Annotated in this window: 19 protein-coding genes; 5 read left to right on the top strand and 14 right to left on the bottom strand. The window is 73.5% G+C overall.

Going from position 1 to position 16,957, the window contains the following annotated elements:
• From VNL12_RS11980 to VNL12_RS11970, 3 genes are all read right to left on the bottom strand, one after another.
• Nucleotides 1–706, bottom strand: a 706-nt coding sequence (locus tag VNL12_RS11980; protein WP_325594833.1) for a N5-glutamine methyltransferase family protein, incomplete at its 3' end; no start/stop codon positions are given.
• A complete protein-coding gene (gene prfA, locus VNL12_RS11975) occupies nt 706–1,767 on the bottom strand; it encodes a peptide chain release factor 1 (RefSeq protein WP_325594831.1) in 1,062 nt (353 codons plus the stop codon). The genes VNL12_RS11980 and prfA, both read right to left, overlap by 1 nt.
• Nucleotides 1,768–1,850: 83 nt before the next feature.
• The gene (locus VNL12_RS11970; protein ID WP_325594829.1) at nt 1,851–2,273 is read right to left on the bottom strand and encodes a hypothetical protein; all 423 of its coding nucleotides are present in this window, start codon (nt 2,271–2,273) and stop codon (nt 1,851–1,853) included.
• A 213-nt stretch (nt 2,274–2,486) separates the two neighbouring features.
• On the opposite strand from VNL12_RS11970, the gene VNL12_RS11965 reads away from it, so the two are divergent.
• Together VNL12_RS11965 and VNL12_RS11960 are read left to right on the top strand one after the other, a co-directional pair.
• Nucleotides 2,487–2,687, top strand: coding sequence for a cold-shock protein (locus VNL12_RS11965; protein WP_325594827.1), 201 nt, complete (start codon nt 2,487–2,489; stop codon nt 2,685–2,687).
• Between the two features lie 150 nt (nt 2,688–2,837).
• The gene (locus tag VNL12_RS11960; protein ID WP_325594825.1) at nt 2,838–3,170 is read left to right on the top strand and encodes a DUF3817 domain-containing protein; all 333 of its coding nucleotides are present in this window, start codon (nt 2,838–2,840) and stop codon (nt 3,168–3,170) included.
• Nucleotides 3,171–3,182: 12 nt separating this feature from the next.
• Here VNL12_RS11960 and VNL12_RS11955 read toward each other — a convergent pair whose 3' ends face one another.
• The 9 genes from VNL12_RS11955 to VNL12_RS11915 form a co-directional block, all read right to left on the bottom strand.
• Nucleotides 3,183–4,178 (bottom strand): hypothetical protein, encoded by a 996-nt coding sequence (locus VNL12_RS11955; protein ID WP_325594824.1) that lies wholly within the window; start codon nt 4,176–4,178, stop codon nt 3,183–3,185.
• Between the two features lie 4 nt (nt 4,179–4,182).
• On the bottom strand, nt 4,183–4,410 hold the full coding sequence (rpmE, locus tag VNL12_RS11950; protein ID WP_325594823.1) for a 50S ribosomal protein L31: 228 nt from the start codon (nt 4,408–4,410) through the stop codon (nt 4,183–4,185).
• A 101-nt stretch (nt 4,411–4,511) separates the two neighbouring features.
• Nucleotides 4,512–6,461: a transcription termination factor Rho gene (gene rho, locus VNL12_RS11945; RefSeq protein WP_325594821.1), complete on the bottom strand. Its 1,950-nt coding sequence runs from the start codon at nt 6,459–6,461 to the stop codon at nt 4,512–4,514.
• A 271-nt stretch (nt 6,462–6,732) separates the two neighbouring features.
• Complete coding sequence (gene apgM, locus VNL12_RS11940; protein WP_325594819.1) at nt 6,733–7,899, bottom strand: 2,3-bisphosphoglycerate-independent phosphoglycerate mutase; 1,167 nt, start codon at nt 7,897–7,899, stop codon at nt 6,733–6,735.
• Between the two features lie 87 nt (nt 7,900–7,986).
• Nucleotides 7,987–9,828: an ABC transporter ATP-binding protein gene (locus VNL12_RS11935; RefSeq protein WP_325594817.1), complete on the bottom strand. Its 1,842-nt coding sequence runs from the start codon at nt 9,826–9,828 to the stop codon at nt 7,987–7,989.
• Nucleotides 9,825–11,867, bottom strand: coding sequence for an ABC transporter ATP-binding protein (locus tag VNL12_RS11930; RefSeq protein WP_325594815.1), 2,043 nt, complete (start codon nt 11,865–11,867; stop codon nt 9,825–9,827). Before VNL12_RS11930 ends, VNL12_RS11935 begins: the two co-directional genes overlap by 4 nt.
• Before the next feature lie 216 nt (nt 11,868–12,083).
• A complete protein-coding gene (locus tag VNL12_RS11925; RefSeq protein WP_325594813.1) occupies nt 12,084–12,314 on the bottom strand; it encodes a nitrilase-related carbon-nitrogen hydrolase in 231 nt (76 codons plus the stop codon).
• Nucleotides 12,257–12,916 (bottom strand): carbon-nitrogen hydrolase family protein, encoded by a 660-nt coding sequence (locus VNL12_RS11920; protein WP_325594811.1) that lies wholly within the window; start codon nt 12,914–12,916, stop codon nt 12,257–12,259. The genes VNL12_RS11925 and VNL12_RS11920 overlap by 58 nt, the downstream gene beginning before the upstream one ends.
• Nucleotides 12,916–13,611, bottom strand: coding sequence for a class I SAM-dependent methyltransferase (locus VNL12_RS11915; RefSeq protein ID WP_325594809.1), 696 nt, complete (start codon nt 13,609–13,611; stop codon nt 12,916–12,918). The genes VNL12_RS11920 and VNL12_RS11915 overlap by 1 nt, the downstream gene beginning before the upstream one ends.
• Before the next feature lie 230 nt (nt 13,612–13,841).
• Between VNL12_RS11915 and VNL12_RS11910 the strand changes: the two genes are divergently transcribed.
• Complete coding sequence (locus VNL12_RS11910; protein WP_325594807.1) at nt 13,842–14,027, top strand: hypothetical protein; 186 nt, start codon at nt 13,842–13,844, stop codon at nt 14,025–14,027.
• 100 nt (nt 14,028–14,127) lie between these two features.
• Here VNL12_RS11910 and VNL12_RS11905 read toward each other — a convergent pair whose 3' ends face one another.
• Together VNL12_RS11905 and VNL12_RS11900 are read right to left on the bottom strand one after the other, a co-directional pair.
• Nucleotides 14,128–14,949 (bottom strand): class I SAM-dependent methyltransferase, encoded by an 822-nt coding sequence (locus VNL12_RS11905; RefSeq protein WP_325594805.1) that lies wholly within the window; start codon nt 14,947–14,949, stop codon nt 14,128–14,130.
• A gap of 160 nt (nt 14,950–15,109) precedes the next feature.
• The gene (locus VNL12_RS11900; RefSeq protein WP_325594803.1) at nt 15,110–15,589 is read right to left on the bottom strand and encodes a hypothetical protein; all 480 of its coding nucleotides are present in this window, start codon (nt 15,587–15,589) and stop codon (nt 15,110–15,112) included.
• 67 nt (nt 15,590–15,656) lie between these two features.
• Between VNL12_RS11900 and VNL12_RS11895 the strand changes: the two genes are divergently transcribed.
• On the top strand, nt 15,657–16,268 hold the full coding sequence (locus VNL12_RS11895; RefSeq protein WP_325594801.1) for a TetR/AcrR family transcriptional regulator: 612 nt from the start codon (nt 15,657–15,659) through the stop codon (nt 16,266–16,268).
• A gap of 84 nt (nt 16,269–16,352) precedes the next feature.
• The gene (locus VNL12_RS11890; protein WP_325594799.1) at nt 16,353–16,805 is read left to right on the top strand and encodes a pyridoxamine 5'-phosphate oxidase family protein; all 453 of its coding nucleotides are present in this window, start codon (nt 16,353–16,355) and stop codon (nt 16,803–16,805) included.
• Nucleotides 16,806–16,957 lie beyond the last annotated feature (152 nt).

The raw sequence follows: 16,957 nt of genomic DNA, 5'->3' as shown, positions 1-16,957 counted from the left end.
GCTCGACGTCGACGGCGTGGACCTCGACGGTGCGGCGCTCGGCCGCGACGGCCAGGCCGATGGCCCCGCTTCCGCACCCGAGGTCGATCACGACGGGGACGTCGATCGGGCCACCGCCGGGCGTGGTCCGGGCCCGGCGGTCGAGCTCGGCGAGGACGTGGTCGACGAGGCCCTCGGTCTCCGGCCGCGGGATCAGCACCCGCTCGTCGACCATGAGGTCGAGGGCCCGGAAGCCCCAGCGCCCGAGCACGTACTGCAGCGGCTCTCCGCCGAGGCGACGCTCCACCATGCGGTCGAGGGCGGCGACACCGCTGACCGTCGCCGGGTCGTCCAGGTGGACCAGCAGCGCCGAGCCGTCGTGGCCGGCGGCCTCCTCGACGATGCGCCGAGCCTCGACGGGGGCCGCGTCGACCTGGTTGCGAGCGAGCGTGGAGGTGGTCTCGGCGAGCAGGGCCCGCCAGGCAACGGTGCCGTCCGCGCCCATGTCGGGCATCGGACCGGGGGCGCGGAGCTCCGGAGGAGGCTCGGCGGCCGAGAGGTCCCCGTCGCTCGGTGCTGCGGGTTCGGGCGCCGCGTCGTCGGCCTCCACCACCCCGTCGCGATCGGCGGGGACCTGAGCGACGGGCCCACCGAGCCACCCCGCCGCCTCCTCCACGGTCGCGTCGGTGGGTTCCTCGGCCGGGTCCGGAGGAGTGGTGGCGTCCATCAGCCCTCGGTCATCCGTTCCGCCTGGTCGGCGGCGACGAGGGCGTCGTTCAGGTCGTCGAGGTCACCGGCGAGCACCTGCTCGAGCCGGTAGAGGGTGAGGCCGATGCGGTGGTCGGTCACCCGGTTCTCCTTCAGGTTGTAGGTGCGGATCTTCTCACTGCGGCCGCCGCCGCCCACCTGGCTGCGCCGAGCCTCGGAGGCAACGGCGGCCTGGCGATCCTGCTCGGCCTTGAGGAGCCGGCTGCGCAGCACCCGCAGGGCCCGGTCCTTGTTCTGCAGCTGGCTCTTCTCGTCCTGCATCGAGACGACGAGGCCGGTGGGCAGGTGGGTGATGCGCACGGCGGAGTCGGTGGTGTTCACCGACTGGCCGCCGGGTCCCGACGAGCGGTACACGTCGACCTGGAGGTCGCCGGGGTCGATGGTCACGTCGACCTCGTCGGCCTCGGGCAGCACCGTCACCGTCGCGATCGAGGTGTGGACGCGGCCCTTGGCCTCGGTCGCGGGCACGCGCTGCACGCGGTGCGGGCCGCCCTCGTGCTTCAGGCGCGACCACACGCCGTCGCCCTTCACCTGGAAGGTGACCTCGTCGTAGCCGCCCATGTCCGAGGCCTCGGCGCCGAGCACCTCGAACACCCAGCCCCGTCGGGCCGACCAGGCCTTGTACATCTCGAAGAGGTCCCGGGCGAAGAGGTTCCCCTCCTCGCCCCCCTCGGCCCCCCGGATCTCGACGATCACGTTGCGGTCGTCGTTGGGGTCGCGGGGCAGCAACAGCAGGCGGATCTCGGCGGTGAGGCGCGCCACGGCGGCCTCGGACTCCTCGATCTCACTGCGCAGGAGGGCCCGGTCGTCGCCGTCGGCCTCGGCGTACATCTCCCGGGCGGTGGCGAGGTCCGCAGTGGACTTCGCCAGCAACCGGCTCCGCGACACGATCGCCTCGAGCTCCTTGTGCCGCCGGGCCAGATCCGCCGACGCGACCTGATCGGCGTAGGTGTCGGGGTCCGACAGGCGGGCCTCGACGTCGAGGAGCTCGCGCGCCAGGTCGTTCAGGCGGGCCAGCATCCCGGTCACCGTAGCGGTCACCTCCGTGCGGTCCCCGGCGCACCGGGGCTCCTCGGCGCCGTCCCGGACCGGGCTCGGACCGGTCAGTCCCTACGTGGAGCCGGCGGGTCGTCGCCGCCCAGGCCCAGCTCGTCGCGGATGGCCGCCAGGCGATCGTCGGCCGCCTTCTGGTGGGCGGCCAGGTCGAAGGACTCGAGCGAGGCGTCGCCCTCCGGGTTCGTCGACGGCGCCGGCCGCGCCCCTTGCGCCTCGCCCGGTGAGATCGGAGCGGACCCCGCTCCCCCGGGCCCCGCTTCCGCGGCCCCTGCCGTGCGGGACTGCGCCTCGATGCGGGCCCGGGCCTCGTCGAGGGTCGGGGCGTCGCCGGAGCTGGAGATCCACGGGCGCCCCTCGGACCGGGCCGCCAGATCGGCCTCGCGCCGGTCGAGCTCACGCTCGCCCTCGCGCACACTCGAGTCGATCCGGGCCTTGGCGTAGGCGAGCCACCGCTGCCACTGCAGCGCCATCAGAGGACTCCGGTACAGCGGTCGGCGGCGGTCATGGTCCTGATCATCGCGGACCCACCGGCGGCGTGCCGGGCGCCGCCTGCGAACACCGTTCCCGGCGCGGGGCGCGCGCGGCGCGCGCTGTTTCCCCTAGTGTGTCCTACGAGCGCCACATCTACCGTGTCGCTCGCGTACCGGGCAGAGGCCCGGTCGCCAGAGCAAGGAACAGATACTTTGACCACAGGCACCGTGAAGTTCTTCAACTCCGAGAAGGGCTACGGCTTCATCTCGCGTGAGGGTGGCGACGACGTGTTCGTCCACTTCTCCAACATCCAGGGCGAGGGTTACAAGTCCCTCGACGAAGGCCAGAAGGTCGAGTTCGACGTGGCCCCCGGCCGCAAGGGCGAAGAGGCCCAGAACGTCCGCGTCGTCTGACGCACCTCGGCACTGCGTCCGAGCCGTCGGTCTTCGGGCCGGCGGCTCGTTCGCGTCAGGGGCACCGTCGCGCTGCGGTCCCGGCTCGGTGCGACGCTGATCTGCTCGCTCCGGTTGGCCTCGCGCGCTCCGACTCGTCATCCTCTGGGTGTGACCGAGCCCTCGTCGACCTCCACCGCTTCCTTCCCGTCGGTGGCCCGCCCCCTGCGCATCGCGGCGGTCGCCGAGGCCGTGTCGTATCTGGCCCTCATGGCCGCGGTGATCGCCAAGAACGTCTTCGATGCCGCCGGTGAGGGTGGCGTGCCGGTCGTCGGACCGATCCACGGCATCATCTTCCTGGTGTACGCGGTCCTCGTGATGATGGGGCGCGGGGAGCAGCGCTGGGGCCTGGGTCCGACGCTGCTGGCGCTGGTGCTCTCGGCGGTGCCCTTCGGCGGCTTCTACGTCGACCGCAAGATGATCACCGTGCCGGCCTCCGCCTGAGGGGCCGCACCGTCATGTCCAGGGGATCCGCCACTCACCGTCGAGGCCGATCACCTCGGCCGGGTCGGCCAGGCGGGCAGCCAGGTCGCGGGTGAGCGCCAGCGCGTCGCGGGCCGGGACCACCAGCACCAGCCGGGCGCCGGGGGCGTGGGCGGCGCGGTCATCCGCGGCTGCGGGAACGAGGTCGAGGTCGACCCCCGTGGAGCAGGTGACCACCAGGGGTCGGCCGTCGGTGTCGGTGCCGACGGCCGAGGCGATGCCCGTCTCGAGCAGGTTCCGGCGTCCTCTCACCGACGGCACCGGGTGCAGCGCGGAGGCCCCGACCCGGGCTGGGTCGGTCACCAGGGCGGCCCGGAGCCAGCGCTCGGGCACCATCTGGTTCAATGGGTGGGGCGGGGCCTCGGGACGGCGGTAGCCAGCCACGATCTCGGTGACGCGGGCGACCCGATCGGCCGGGGCCAGGTGGGCGTGGGTCATCTCGGTGATCTCGCGGTCGAAGCGCCCCACGCCGACGGCTAGCTCGGGGCCGTCAGAGCCGTGGACGATGCGCGCCACCTCGAGGCCCAGCATCTCGCCGAGGGTCATGCCGTCCTCCTCGACGACCTCGAGGCCGGCCTCGGCGAACATCATCCGCAGCTCGGGGGCATCGGGCGGCGGCAAGGGCACCGTCGCCGGGTCGGGGGCGGCGGGGCTCGTGGTCGAGCCGTCGACGCTCCACACCCCCGGTGCGGGAGCGAAGAACGCGGCGCGGCGGGCCACGAGGCCGGCCGCCGCTCCTGCGTCGGCCAGCACGTCGAGGCGGGCGGCGCCGACCCGCCGGGCCCAGGCGAGGGCGCCGCCGAGGCTGGTCGAGGCCTCGCCGGCCAGGAGGGCCCACCCGCGTGGTCCGTCGACCAGGGCGGCACCACCGGGGAACGCTGAGGGGACGGCATCGGGCCCCACCCGGTCACGGGTGAGGGTCCGGAGCCGGGCCGCCTGGAGCGAGGCGGCGCGCGCCGGGTCGATCACGCCTCTATTCGTCGCGGACGACCTTGCTGTTCTTGCGGGCCCCGTAGCGCCGCTCGAAGCGGTCGATGCGGCCACCGGTGTCCACCAGCTTCTGCTTGCCGGTGTAGAAGGGGTGGCACTCGTTGCACAGCTCGCTGGTGAGCTTGTCCGCGGTCGAGCGGGTGGTGAACGTGTTGCCGCACGAGCAGGTCACCGGGGTGTCGGTGTAGGTGGGGTGGATCTCGGTCCTCATGGTGTCTCCAGTCTCGCCCTGACGGGCCCATCGGCCCAAACGGGGCTTCCAGTGTGTCCAACATCGGTCCATTCCCCACCGTTCGGGGGGCGCCGCCCCGGTCAGGTGCCGGCGACCCGGGCCTTGGCGATCTCGGCCAGGAAGTCGGCGTTGGTCTTGAACGTCCTCATGCGGTCGGTCAGCAGCTCGAGGGAGGCGGCCTCGGTGGCCCCCTCGCTGTCCTTCAGGGCCCCGAGCACCCTGCGCAGGGTGGTGACCTGCTGCACCTGGCGACCCTCGAAGAGCAGCTCCTCGTGGCGGGTTCCGCTGGCGTCGACGTCGATGGCGGGGAAGATGCGCCGCTCGGCGAGGCGTCGGGAGAGCCTGAGCTCCATGTTCCCGGTGCCCTTGAACTCCTCGAAGATGTGCTCGTCCATCTTGGAGCCGGTCTCGACCAGCGCGGTGGCCAGGATGGTGAGCGACCCGCCCTCCTCGGCGTTGCGGGCCGCGCCGAAGAACTTCTTGGGCGGGTAGAGGGCGCCGGCGTCGATGCCCCCGGACATGATGCGACCGCTGGGCGGCTGAGCCAGGTTGTAGGCCCGCGCCAGGCGGGTGATGCCGTCGAGGATGATCACGACGTCGCGGCCGTCCTCGACCGAGCGCTTGGCCTGCTCGATGACCAGCTCGGCGACCGCGACGTGCTCCTCGCTCGGCCGGTCGAAGGTCGACGAGGCGACCTGGCCACCGATCAGCCACCGCTTCATGTCGGTGACCTCCTCGGGCCGCTCGTCGACCAGCAGCACGACCAGCTCGACATCAGGGTGGTTGAGCTCGATCGCCCGGGCGATCTGCTTCATCACCGTGGTCTTGCCCGCCTTCGGAGGCGACACGATGAGGCCCCGCTGGCCCTTCCCGATGGGAGCCAGCAGGTCGATGATCCGCGTGGTCATGTTGGCCGACGCGCCCTCGGTCTCGAGCCGGAGGCGCTCGTCGGGGAACAGCGGGGTGAGGTCCGCGAAGCGGCGACGGTCGCGGGCCTTCTCCGGCTCGGCCCCGTTCACGGCGTCGATCTGGAGCAGGGCCGGGTTCTTCTCGTTGCGGGAGGCGGGCCGGCTCTTGCCCGCGACCCGATCGCCCTTGCGCAGACCGAACTGGCGGACCTGCTTCACCGAGACGTACACGTCGTCGTTCGAGGGCAGGTGACCCCGCAGGCGAAGGAATCCGTAGCCGTCCTCGCGGAGGTCGAGCAGCCCCTCGATGGCGATGGGCTCGCCCTCGAAGGCGTCGGGCTGGCCGTCGCGCCCCCGGCCCCGGCGCCGACGTCGACGGTTGCCCTCGTCCTCGTCGACTGACCCCTGCTGGGGGCTCGGGTTGTGGTTCGGGTCCTTCGACTGGTCGCGCAGGTTCGACTGGTTGCCCTGGCCCGACTGGTTGCCCTGGCCCGACTGGTTGCCCTGGTTGCCCCGGTCCCCATGGTCCGAACCCTGGTCACCGGGCCCGCGCCCTTGGCCCCGGCCGCCCCGGGCCTGGTCACCCTGACCTCGGCCCTGACCGTTGCCGTCACTGCCGCGGGCCTGGTCGCCCGGCGCGTTGCCCCCTCGGCGCACCTCATCCTGGCCGTTGCCGGCTCGGCCCTGGGCGCGGCGCGTCGAGCCGCCCTGATCACGGTCACCGGTCACCTCGCCGCGAGCGGACGTCCCACCGCCGTCGCCATCGTCGGCGTCGCGGTCGTCACCTTGATCGCGATCCGACGTGGCGCCGGGGCCGGGAGCGGGTCCCCCTGCGTCGCGACCCGCCGGCGCGGCCTCGCGGTCGCCGGCGGGGGCGGCGGTTGAGCTCACATCGCCCATCGCGTCGAGCACGGCGGACGTTCCCTCGGGGACGGCGGAGCTCGGACCGGTGCCGGGCACCTCACCCGGAGCATCGGCGGTGACGCCGGCCAGCTCGAGGATCAGGTCGATCATGGCCGCCTTCTTCGCCCGCGCCGGCGGCTTCTTTCCCAGCGACTCGGCGATCTTGCTGAGCTCGTCGCGCTCCTTGCCCTCGAGGAGGGCACGTTCGAAGCCACTCATGGCTACCTCGCTTTCGGGAGCCCGCGCCGGGCTCCGCCGTTCGGCGGGCCGGGACGCCACGAGGCGCCGGAGGCAACGCCGGAGGGGAGAAGGGATGTCCCGTTGCGGGGCCGGCGGTGACCGCCGGACAACCCCACAGGGAACCCCAGGATCATAGCCGTCCGGTCAGCCCGCACCCACACAGGCGCAGACCCTCTTCTGCGCGCTGGTGGGCACCTGCCCGCCGATCGGTGGGTGGATGCTCACCGTTTCGGAGGGCGGCGGGCGGGCGTCAGGTGCCCTCGGCGCCGACCAGACGACCGAGGAGCTGGTGACCCGGGACGACCGGGAGGTCGGCCACGCCGGGTTCGGTGTAGGTGCCGCCGGGGCCGTCGACGGCGGAGTCGACGAGCAGGTAGGGCACCGGGTCCGCCGTGTGGGTCTTGGTGCGCACCGGCGTGGCGTGGTCGGGCAGCAGCAGCAGGCGCCACGGCCCCATCGTGTGGAGGCCCTCGACCAGCCCGGCGAGGATGCGGTGGTCCCAGGCCTCGAGGGCCGCGACCTTCTGCTCCACGTCGCCGGCGTGGCCGGCCTCGTCGGTGGCCTCGACGTGGACCACGAAGAGGTCGGCCCCGGACCCGAGCCCGGCCAGGGCGGCGTCGCGCTTGGCCTCGTAGTCGGTGTCGTACCAGCCGGTGGCGCCCTCGACCGCAACGACGTCCATGCCGGTGAGCACGCCCAGGCCCCGCACCAGGTCGACCGCGGTGACCATGCCGGCGCGGACGCCGTGGGTGGCGGTGAACGACGGGAGCCGGGGCTGGGAGCCCTGACCCCACAACCAGACCTGGGTGGCACCCAGCCCCGACGGGCCCACGATCGCTCGGCTGGCCTCCATGAGCTCCCGGAGGCGGGGCGCCGCCGGCCCGGTGGGTCGAACGGCCGGCTTGTCACTCAGGTCGTGGGGCGGCGTGCAGTCGGCCTCGACCAGATCCCGGGGTGCGACCATGATGTGGCGGTAACCGACGCCGGGGTGGAACTCGATGCCATCGCCGCCGAGCTCGGCATCGAGGGTCCGGATCACTTCGGCCGCGGCCTCGGTCGAGGGGTGACCACCGGCGAAGTCGGCCATGACGCCCTCGGGCGTGCCGTCGTCGGTGATGCTCACCAGGTTGCAGCGGTAGGCGATCTGGTCGGGACGCAGGTGCAGGCCCAGGGCGGCAGCCTCGATCGGGGCCCGTCCGGTGTGGTGCAGGACCGGGTCGTAGCCGAGGATGCTCATGTTGCCGACGTCGCTGCCCGGAGGCATCCCGGCCGGGATCACTGCCGCCCGCCCGACCTCACCGCGCGCCGCGAGAGAGTCGAGCACGGGTGTCGACGCGGCCTGGAGCGGCGTGAGCCCGCCCAGCTCGGCGACGGGCTCATCGGCACAGCCATCGGGGACGCAGACCACGTACTTCACCGCCCCAGCCTGCCAGGCCGGGTGGGCGGGCGTGGCGGCGGCCGGGTCACGACGGGCGCGGGCCTACGTCCGTGGCTTCGCCCCGGGTCACGACGTGCGGGTGCCGCCGACCCACGAGCGGTGCAGCGCGGCGTAGGTGCCGTCCGCGGCCACCAGCTCGGCGTGGGTTCCGGACTCGACGAGGCGGCCCCGGTCGAACACCAGCACCACGTCGGCCCGCTCGGCGGTCGAGAGCCGGTGGGCCACGGTGACGGTGGTGCGCCCGGCGGCCAGGCGGGTGAGGGCGATGGCCAGGGCCTGCTCGGTCTCCGGGTCGACCGCCGAGGTGGCCTCGTCGAGCACGAGCAGCCCCGGGTCCGACACCTGGGCACGCACGAGGGCCACGAGCTGGCGCTCACCGACCGAGAGCGAGCCCCCCCGCTCGCCGGAGTCCGTGTCGAGGCCGCGGGGCAGCCGGTCCACCCACCAGCGCAGGCCGAGAGTGTCGATGGCGGCTTCGATCTCGGCGTCGGTGGCGTCGAGCCGTCCGAGGCGGATGTTCTCCCGCACCGTCGCCGCGAAGAGGAAGCCGTCCTGGGGCACCATCCGCACCCGGACCAGGCGCGACGCCGGGGCCGCGGCCCGCAGGTCGACGCCGCCGACCTCGATGGTGCCGGCGACGGGATCGGCCAGGCGGACGAGGAGGCTGGCGAAGGTCGTCTTGCCCGAGCCGGTCTCGCCCACGACGGCCACCGAGGTGCCGGGAGCGATGGTGACGTCGATGTCGTGCAGCACCGGTGGGCCCGTGCGGTAGGCGAAGTCGACGCCGGTCACCGCTACGCCGAGGGCTCCCTCGGGCAGCGGCGTTCCGGGGTCGGGTTCGGTGATGGCGACGGGCACGTCGAGAGCGGTGAGCACCTTGCGGGCACCGGCTGCCGCGCTCTGGGTCTGGTCGAGGACCTCGCCCAGCTCGGCCACCGGCTGAGTGAGCAGCGTCACGAGGAACAAGAAGGCCACCATCTCCCCGGCGTCGAGGCCCCAGGCCGGGCCCTGCCACACCCCGACCGCGGCGACGGCCGCCACCGCCAGCGCCCCGAAGATGTCGCCGAGGGGGAACATCAGGGCGAACATGCGCGCCGCTCGGACCTCGGCGCGGCACTGCTCGTCGACGGCCCGGCTCAGGCGGCGCCGACCTCGATGCTCTAACCCGTAGGCCCGGATGACGGGGGCGCCGCCGATGGTCTCGGAGAACTCCCCCAGGGTGTCGCCCACCCGGGTCCGCACCGTGTCCCAGATCCGCAGCTGACGGCGCTGGAGGTGGCGCAGCAGGATCGTGACGGGCACGAACACCGCCACCGTGAGCAGGGCCAGGGGCCAGGAGTAGACGAGCATCACGACGGTGATGCCGGCGATGGCCGCCGTCGAGGTGATCCACACCATCGCTCCCCACTGCCAGAACTGGGCGAGGGTCTCAACGTCGCTGGTGACCCGGGCGACGAGCACACCGCGGCGTGACTCGGTGTGATCTGCGGCGGCGAGGCGGTGGATGTGGTCGAAGGTCCGCACCCGCAGCCCGGCCAGACCCGCCTCGACCGCACGCGTGAGGCGCGCCAGGGTGACCCGTCCGAGCAGCCAGAAGCCGAGCACGGCGACAACGCCGACCGCGGTGGTGGCGGCCACGAAGCCGGGGCGGTAACCGTCGGGACCGAGGATCCCGCGGTCGAGGACCTGCTGGACGAGGATCGGGACGACCACCCGGCCGGCGGAGGTGGCGAGGGCGAGCCCAGCCGAGAGGCCCACCCCGACCTTGAGCTCGGGCATCTCGGCCACGATGCGCCGGAACGCGTCGACCGAGCCGCCCTGGAGCGCAGGGCCGGCGTCGAGAATGTCGCCGGGCTCGCGGCCGTGGACCTCGTCGGTGCCGGTCTCGATCGGCAGGGGGGTGCTCACGGCGCCCCACCCGTCGTGACCGGCTCCGGTCCGCCGGGCGCGACGGTCGCCGCGCCAGGGCTGTCCGGCGACGGCGGGTCGAGCCCGTTCCCCGACGCGGCGTCGGGACCGGCGGAACGACCAGGGCCGTCGGCCCGACCCTCGGCGTAGGCCCGCACCAGGGCGGCGTAGGCGGGCACGGTGGCCAACAGCTCGTCGTGGGGGCCGACGGCGGCGACCCGTCCCCCGTCGAGGAACACCACCCGGTCGGCGAGGCGGATGGTCGACACCCGGTGGGCGACGACGAGCGTCGTGGTCTCCAGCTCACGGCCCAACCCGGTGAGGATCTGCTCCTCGACGGTGGCGTCGATGGCGCTGGTGGCGTCGTCGAGCACGAGCAGCCGGGGCCGCCGCACCAGGGCCCGGGCGAGGGCCAGGCGCTGGCGCTGCCCGCCCGAGAGGGTCACGCCCCGCTCGCCCAGCTCGGTCTCGAGGCCGGCGGGCAGGGCCGCCACGAAGCCGTCGGCCCGAGCCCGGGCGAGGGCGCCATTGAGCTCGGCGTCGACCTCCAGGGACCGGCTGACCTCCGAGTCGGTGCCGGCCAGCACGTTGGCAGCCACGGTGTCGGCGAAGAGAAAGGTCTCCTGGAACACGAAGCCGACCGCGTCGGGCAGCGCCGCCGGTTCGAGGTCGACGATGTCGACGCCACCGAGGCGCACGGTGCCGGCGGTGGGTTCGAGCAGGCCGGCCACGCAGAGGCACAGCGACGTCTTGCCCCCGGCGGTCGCGCCGGTGAGGGCCACGACCTCGCCGGGCGCAACGGAGAACGACACGTCGTCGAGCACCGGCACCGCCGGGTCGTGGGCGAAGCCGAGGCCCGTGACCTCCACCGACAGCGGGCCCGCGGGCAGGGTCGCCGACCCCCGGGCCGGGTGACGCTCATCGGCGTCGAGGGTCAGCACCCGATCGAGGCGGTCGGCGGCCACCACCGACGGCGGGATCGACTGCAACAGGTAGCCCATCACCCGCATCGGCGTCGCCAGCACCGCGAACAGGGCGAGGGCCTCGACGATGCCGCCCTCGGTCACTGCACCGGTCGAGAGGCGCCACGCCCCCAGCCCGACCACGGCCACCGAGCCCAGGTTGGGCAGCGCGGTGAGGCCCGGCTCGAACCAGGCCCGCAGCTCGCCCACCTGCACGCGCTCGCGGCGCAGCGCATCGGTGGACCGGGCGAAGCGGTCGCGTTCGTGGTCGGCGAGGCCCAGGACCTTGACGACCAGGGCACCGTCGAAGCTCTCGTGGGCGACCGACGCCATGTCGCCGTAGCGCGCCTGCCCGCGAGCTGCGGGGTGCTCGACGCGCGCGGTGTAGAGCCGGTTGGCCACCAGCAGCGTCGGGAACACGGCGAGGGCGACGACGGCGAGCACCCAGTCGACCACGAGCAACCGGGCGAACGCTGCAGCCCCGATGACGAACGCGCTCATCGAGAAGGGCGCCGGGTTGATGAACTCGATGGCCTTCAGAGCGTCGTTGTCGGCGTGGGCCATGAGCTCACCGGCCGGGCGCCGGGTGTGGAAGCGCAGCGGCGCCGCGACGTAGCGCTCGGCCAGCTGGCCCCGCCACGTCGCCCCCATGCGGAAGGTGGCCACGCCGCAGAAGTAGCGGCGGGCCACCACCCCGGCCGCCCGCACCAGGGAGATGACGACCACGGCTCCGGTGACCACCAGCACGGTGCCACCGTCGACCCCCCCGAAGGTGCCCCCGGCGCGCTCGCCGGAGAGGGCGGGCACGATCACGTCGTCGGTGACTCGGCCGAGCGCCGCGGTCGACGCGACCGTCATCAGGGCGAACACCGTGGCGCCCACGACCGATACCGAGAACGGGGCCGGGTGGGTGCGCACCGAGCGCCACAGCAGCGCCATCCCCCTCCGGATCACCGTGCGGTCGGGCCTCGTGGCCGGGTCGGAGTTCGAGGCCGGGTCGGAGGTCGAGGCCGGGTCGGAGTTCGAGGCCGGGTCGGAGGTCGAGGCCGGGTCGGAGGTCGAGGCGGACGCGGTCATGGCACGGGGAATCCAACCCAGTTCGGCCGACGACGGCAACCTGGTTCCCGCCGCCACGTCCTCGGTTCAGGGCGTCCTCGGTTCAGGGCGTCCTCGGTTCAGGCGGCCTCGGCGGTGGGCGGGTCCGGGCCGAGGGCGTCACGTCGTGCGACGCTTCGGGTCCCTCGTCCGGATCCTCGCCGCCGCCTCCGGCTGGAGGTCGGCCGATGGCGTCTCTCAGACGGCGTCCGGCCGCCACAGGGCGGTGAAGGCCTCGGTGACGGCCGGGTTCCGGTGACCGTCCCGACCTCGAGGGCCGATGGCGCGGCGGGCAGCCTCCACCTCGGCGACCAGCAACGCCTCGCCGTCGGGTTCCGCCCCGGCCAGGACGACGCCGTCGGGGTCGACGATCAGGCTGCTCCCCAGGGCCGAACGCCCGCCCTGGCGCCCGGCGATGTCGGCGACCACGATCGTCGTGGCGTTCTCCACCGCCCGGGCGAGGGCAGGTTGGTGCCCCGGGGTCGGAGCGCATCGGCATCGGCCTCTTTCCGGAGGTGACCGCTGTTGGTCGGCACGAAGATCGTCGCCGCCCCCCGGGACGCCAACACGCGCGCCGGCTCGAGGTACCAGATGTCGTTGCAGATCATCACCCCGAACGGCATCGGGTCCCGGGCGAACACCGGCAGCTCGATGCCGGCCCGGAACGCGGTCCGGTACCCGGGAAACACCTTGCGGTGGACGGCGACGAGCGTTCCCTCCTGCACGACGGCGGCGGAGCTGAACAGCGCCCCGGCGGGGTCCCGCTCGGTGAACCCGACGATCAGCGTCACCGACGTGCCCATCAGCGGCGCCAGCACCCCCGCCAGCTCGCCGCCCTCGACGGCGAGGGCGACGTCGGCCGGCGACTGGCCGTCGGACTCGTGGGCCAGCCCGCCCACGACCGCCTCCGGGCAGCACAGCACCTCGACCCCCTGGGCCTCGCAGACGGGGAGCTGCTCGGCGATCAGGCCGATCGCGTCGAACGACCCGAACGGCAGGTACGGCGCCTGGTAGGCGGCGATCTTCATCATCACGGAGCGGCGCGGCGGGCGAGGACGTTGAGCCGGACGAAGTCGGCCACCGGCGCGGGGAGGGCGGCGGCCACACCCGCGGCGGCCGCGACCCCACCGTCGTAGGGGGCGAGGGCGGAGTCGGCGAGGTAGGCCGCCAGCGCCTCTCGCGTCGGGAACGCGACCGGTTCGGGCTGGAGCCAGACCCAGACGTCAACGAAGCCGGCGGCGGCCAGCCGATCGATGGTGTCCGCCGCGGTGGCGTAGGTGTTGCGCCCCTCGACGGCGACACCCCTCGACGCCGCCGTTGCGAGCACGGCTCGGAGGCTGCCGTGGCCCCCGCACTGGGCAACCAGGGCGCCCCCCGGCCGGAGGGCGGCGAACACGTGGCCGAAGAGCCGGTCGTGGTCGAGCACCCAGTGGAAGGTGCTGGTCGAGACCACCGCGTCGGCGGGACCGTCGAGCGGCCACGCCTTGCCCAGGTCAGCCTGCCGCAGCACGACGCGCCCCCCGAACCGGGCCAGCCGGTCGCCGGCGGCGGCGAGCATGCTGGGCGAGGCGTCGAGCGCCACGACCGTGACGTCGGGGTGGCGCTCGAGGAGCAGCTCGGTGACGCGGCCCGATCCGCACCCGGCGTCGACCACGGTCGCCCCGGCGGCCACGTCGAGGCGGTGCAGCACCTCGGCCCCGGCGGCAGCCTGCGGATCGGCGGCCACGTCGTACGCTCCTCCGCTTCACGCCACGCCGCGATCTTGGACGAGTGCCTGCCCGGGGGCAACCGCCGTCATGGACCGCCCCGCCCCCACCGACGACCTCGCCGCCGCCCCGGTGGTGCTGTCGGCGACCCGTCTACCCTCGATGCATGGATGAGGTCGCCGCCGACGCCACGAGGCGCCCGCCTCGTCGCCGCCCGCAGCCGCCTCGGCTGACCGGCAGGGTCTCAGACGTGACGGGCTTGCCGGTGATCGACGCCGCCGAGCACCTGGCGTCGATCGACTGGGCGTCGCTGCCCGACCCCACGATCGACGACCCGGGCGGGATCGTCGCCGATGACGGCCGCCGGCTCATCGACGCTGACGAGATCATCGCCTGGTTCCGTGCCCAGCGATCTGCCCCCCTCACCCGATCTTGAGCCAATAGCGGCGGCCCTCGACCGCCACGACGTCGAGTGCCTACTGGTGGAGGCATGGCCGCACCACGGCTCGTCGTCCGGGAGCCGGCGCCCCCGCAGGTCAGCGGAGGACGTAGAGGGCGGGGCTGAGCTTGCCGAGCATCTGGTAGATGCCGAAGAGGCAGTTGCCGACCTCGACGTCGTAGGCGGCGGCGCCGATCCGCGCCCGGTAGTGCTCGGGCTGGCGCAGCAGGCGGGCGACGCGAAGCAGCTGCCGGCTCGTCGATTGCCCGCTGTGCTCCTCGGTGTGTTCCCGCCACTCGCTAGCCAGCTCGTCTCGGTGTTCGATGCCGAACCCGGCGTCGACCGCCGCCCGCTCGAAGGCGACCCGGTCGACGCTGGTCGGGACGGCCGCGGTGGCCCGGAACAGCCGCGCCGCCTCGCCCGGTTCGAGCAGGGACGTGGCGAAGACGTTGTAGACGAGGAGCGGCGCTCCGGGGCGCAGAACCCGGCGGCACTCGGCGAAGGCGACGGCGAGTGGCTCGACGTGCACGAGGACGTCGCGCGCCCACGCCAGGTCGAACGTCGCGTCAGCGAAGGGCAGGGCCTCGGCGACGCCCCGCGCCACGGGGTGGGGCGGTGCTCCGCCCCCGCGGCGACCCATGCGCGCCAGGTTCCCCTCGGCCGGCTCGACCCCGGTCACCCGGCACCCGAAGCGGGAGGAGACGGACGCGAGGTGGCGCCCATCGCGGCTCCCGACGTCGAGGGCGTGGGACGACGCGTCGAGGCCCCACTCGGCGGCCAGGTCGAAGAAGAGGGCGGGACCACGAGGGTCGAGGCTCTCGTCGAGGAGCGATTGGTGCTGCTCGTAGAACCGCTCGACCTCGTCGCTGTAGGAGGCGTCGACGATCTGGCGCCACGTCCGTCGCTCGCCCTCGGTCACACCCACGAGTCTCGCCGAGCCACGCACGGCACACCCACGACTTCCGGCTGCACCTTCCGTGGCCGAGACTCGCTGCTGCACCTTCCGCGGCCGAGACTCTCAGGGCCGCGCCCGCTCCCCACCCCTGCTCCGCCCCCGTGGTGCGGGCGACACCTGATCGTCACGTCGCGGGGAGCGACCCCTTGTCGTGGCCGCGGGGCGCTTCGGGTTCGTGGCCGACGCGAACCGTGTCCGGGGCGGACAGCAGGTAGCCCTGGCGACGGGCCGTCGCCAGGCCGGCGAGGCCGAGGAGCAGAGCACCGCCGACCTCCGCCAGCACCGCCACCCAGGTGAAGGCGTCGACCTCGCCACCGGGCAGCGGGTCGCTGAGAGCGCTCCACCGGGGAACCAGGTGCGAGAGGCTCACGCCCACGGCGATGGAGAACCCGGCCACGGCAGCAGCGAAGGGCGCCAGCGCGTGGCGGGTCGCGATGAGCGTCAGCACCACTGCGGCCAGCATGGCCACGGTGGTGCCGGCCCAGATCACGTGATCGGTCACGACGTCGATGCCGCGCCGGGCGTGATCGGCGTTGTGGACCAGGAAGCCTGCGGCGAAGACCGCCGCCGCCCCCCGGACGGCTCGGTCGTTGTCTGTCGCCATGGTTGCCTCCTGCCCTCGGAGCCGACTAGATAGATCGCTCTACTCAGACGATAGGTAGGATGGGCCGATGTCGCAACTCGGAGGATCCGCAGCCACCACGCCGACCCGTGAGCGCATCGTCGAAGCGGGCGCCGAGCTCTTCCTGCGCCAGGGCTACGTCGGCACGGGCATGAAGCAGATCGTCACCAACGCCAGCGCCCCGTTCGGCTCCGTGTACCACTTCTTCCCCGGCGGGAAGGAGCAGCTGGGCGCCGAGGTCGTCCGCTGGTCGGGCGCCGCCTACGCCCTGCTGGTCAAGGAGGCGATGGACGCCGAGCCCGACCTGGTCACGGCCGTCGAGGCCGCCTTCGTCGGCGCGGGCGAGGCGCTGCGGACGTCGGGCTACGCCGACGCCTGCCCCATCGCCACCGTGGCGCTGGAGGTGTCGAGCACGAGCGAACCGCTGCGCGTCGCCTGTGCCGAGGTCTTCGAGAGCTGGATCCAGGGCCTGGCCGACCGGTACCAGGCCGAGGGCCTCGGCGCCGAGGCCGCCCGGACCCTGGCCCAGGTCTTCCTGATGCTCCTCGAAGGGGCGTTCCTGTTCTGCCGCGCCGCCCGATCGCTGGAGGCCATGGATGCGGCCGGCGCCGCCGCCGTGGCCGCCACCCGGGCCGGTCTGGCGGCGGCGACGTCGTCCTGAGAGCTCGCGGGCATCACCGATGAGATCGGCGGCCCACTGCAGTCGTCACCCTGTACCGATCGACGAGACGAGGAGCACGACGACATGGCCGAGGTCGAGCCCGAGACCACCCTGGACGCCCGATACAGCAGCGAGGCGGCCACGGCCACCCCGTGGGCCGAGGGCCGGCGAGCGCTGGCCGAGGCCGGGGTGGGCTGGCTGTCGACGGTGCGCCCCGACGGGCGCCCGCACGTGACCCCGCTGCTCACGGTGTGGCTCGACGGTGCCCTGCACTTCACGACGGGCCCGGCCGAGCGCAAGGCCGGCAACCTCGAGCAGAACCCGCACCGCACCCTCACGACCGGGTGCAACGCCCTGGACGAGGGGTCCGGGGTGAAGTGCTCTGGGAGGCGGGCCAGCAGGGCGACGCACCCGCCGACGTCTCCGCCATCTGCCCTGCGCACCACGATCACCTCACCATGGTGTCCGGTCGAGCGATCCGTGTCACCCGGCTTGACCCACTCCTCCCTCTCCCCGCCCGAGGAATTGCGTACCTGACTCGCGCCCGGCTGACGTTCCGCACTTCTGGATGACGTTTTGGCCCCCCACTTTCTCTGGTCAGGGCCGTGTGCGGTCCGATGGCCTCGGCGGGGTTGGTTGACGGAGGAGGATCTCGCCGGCTGCTGCTGAGATGTTCTCCATCTCGGTGA

The sequence above is a fragment of the Iamia sp. genome, assembly GCF_035575815.1.
Taxonomy (GTDB): domain Bacteria; phylum Actinomycetota; class Acidimicrobiia; order Acidimicrobiales; family Iamiaceae; genus Iamia.
This window is presented reverse-complemented; position numbering and strand designations above follow the sequence as displayed.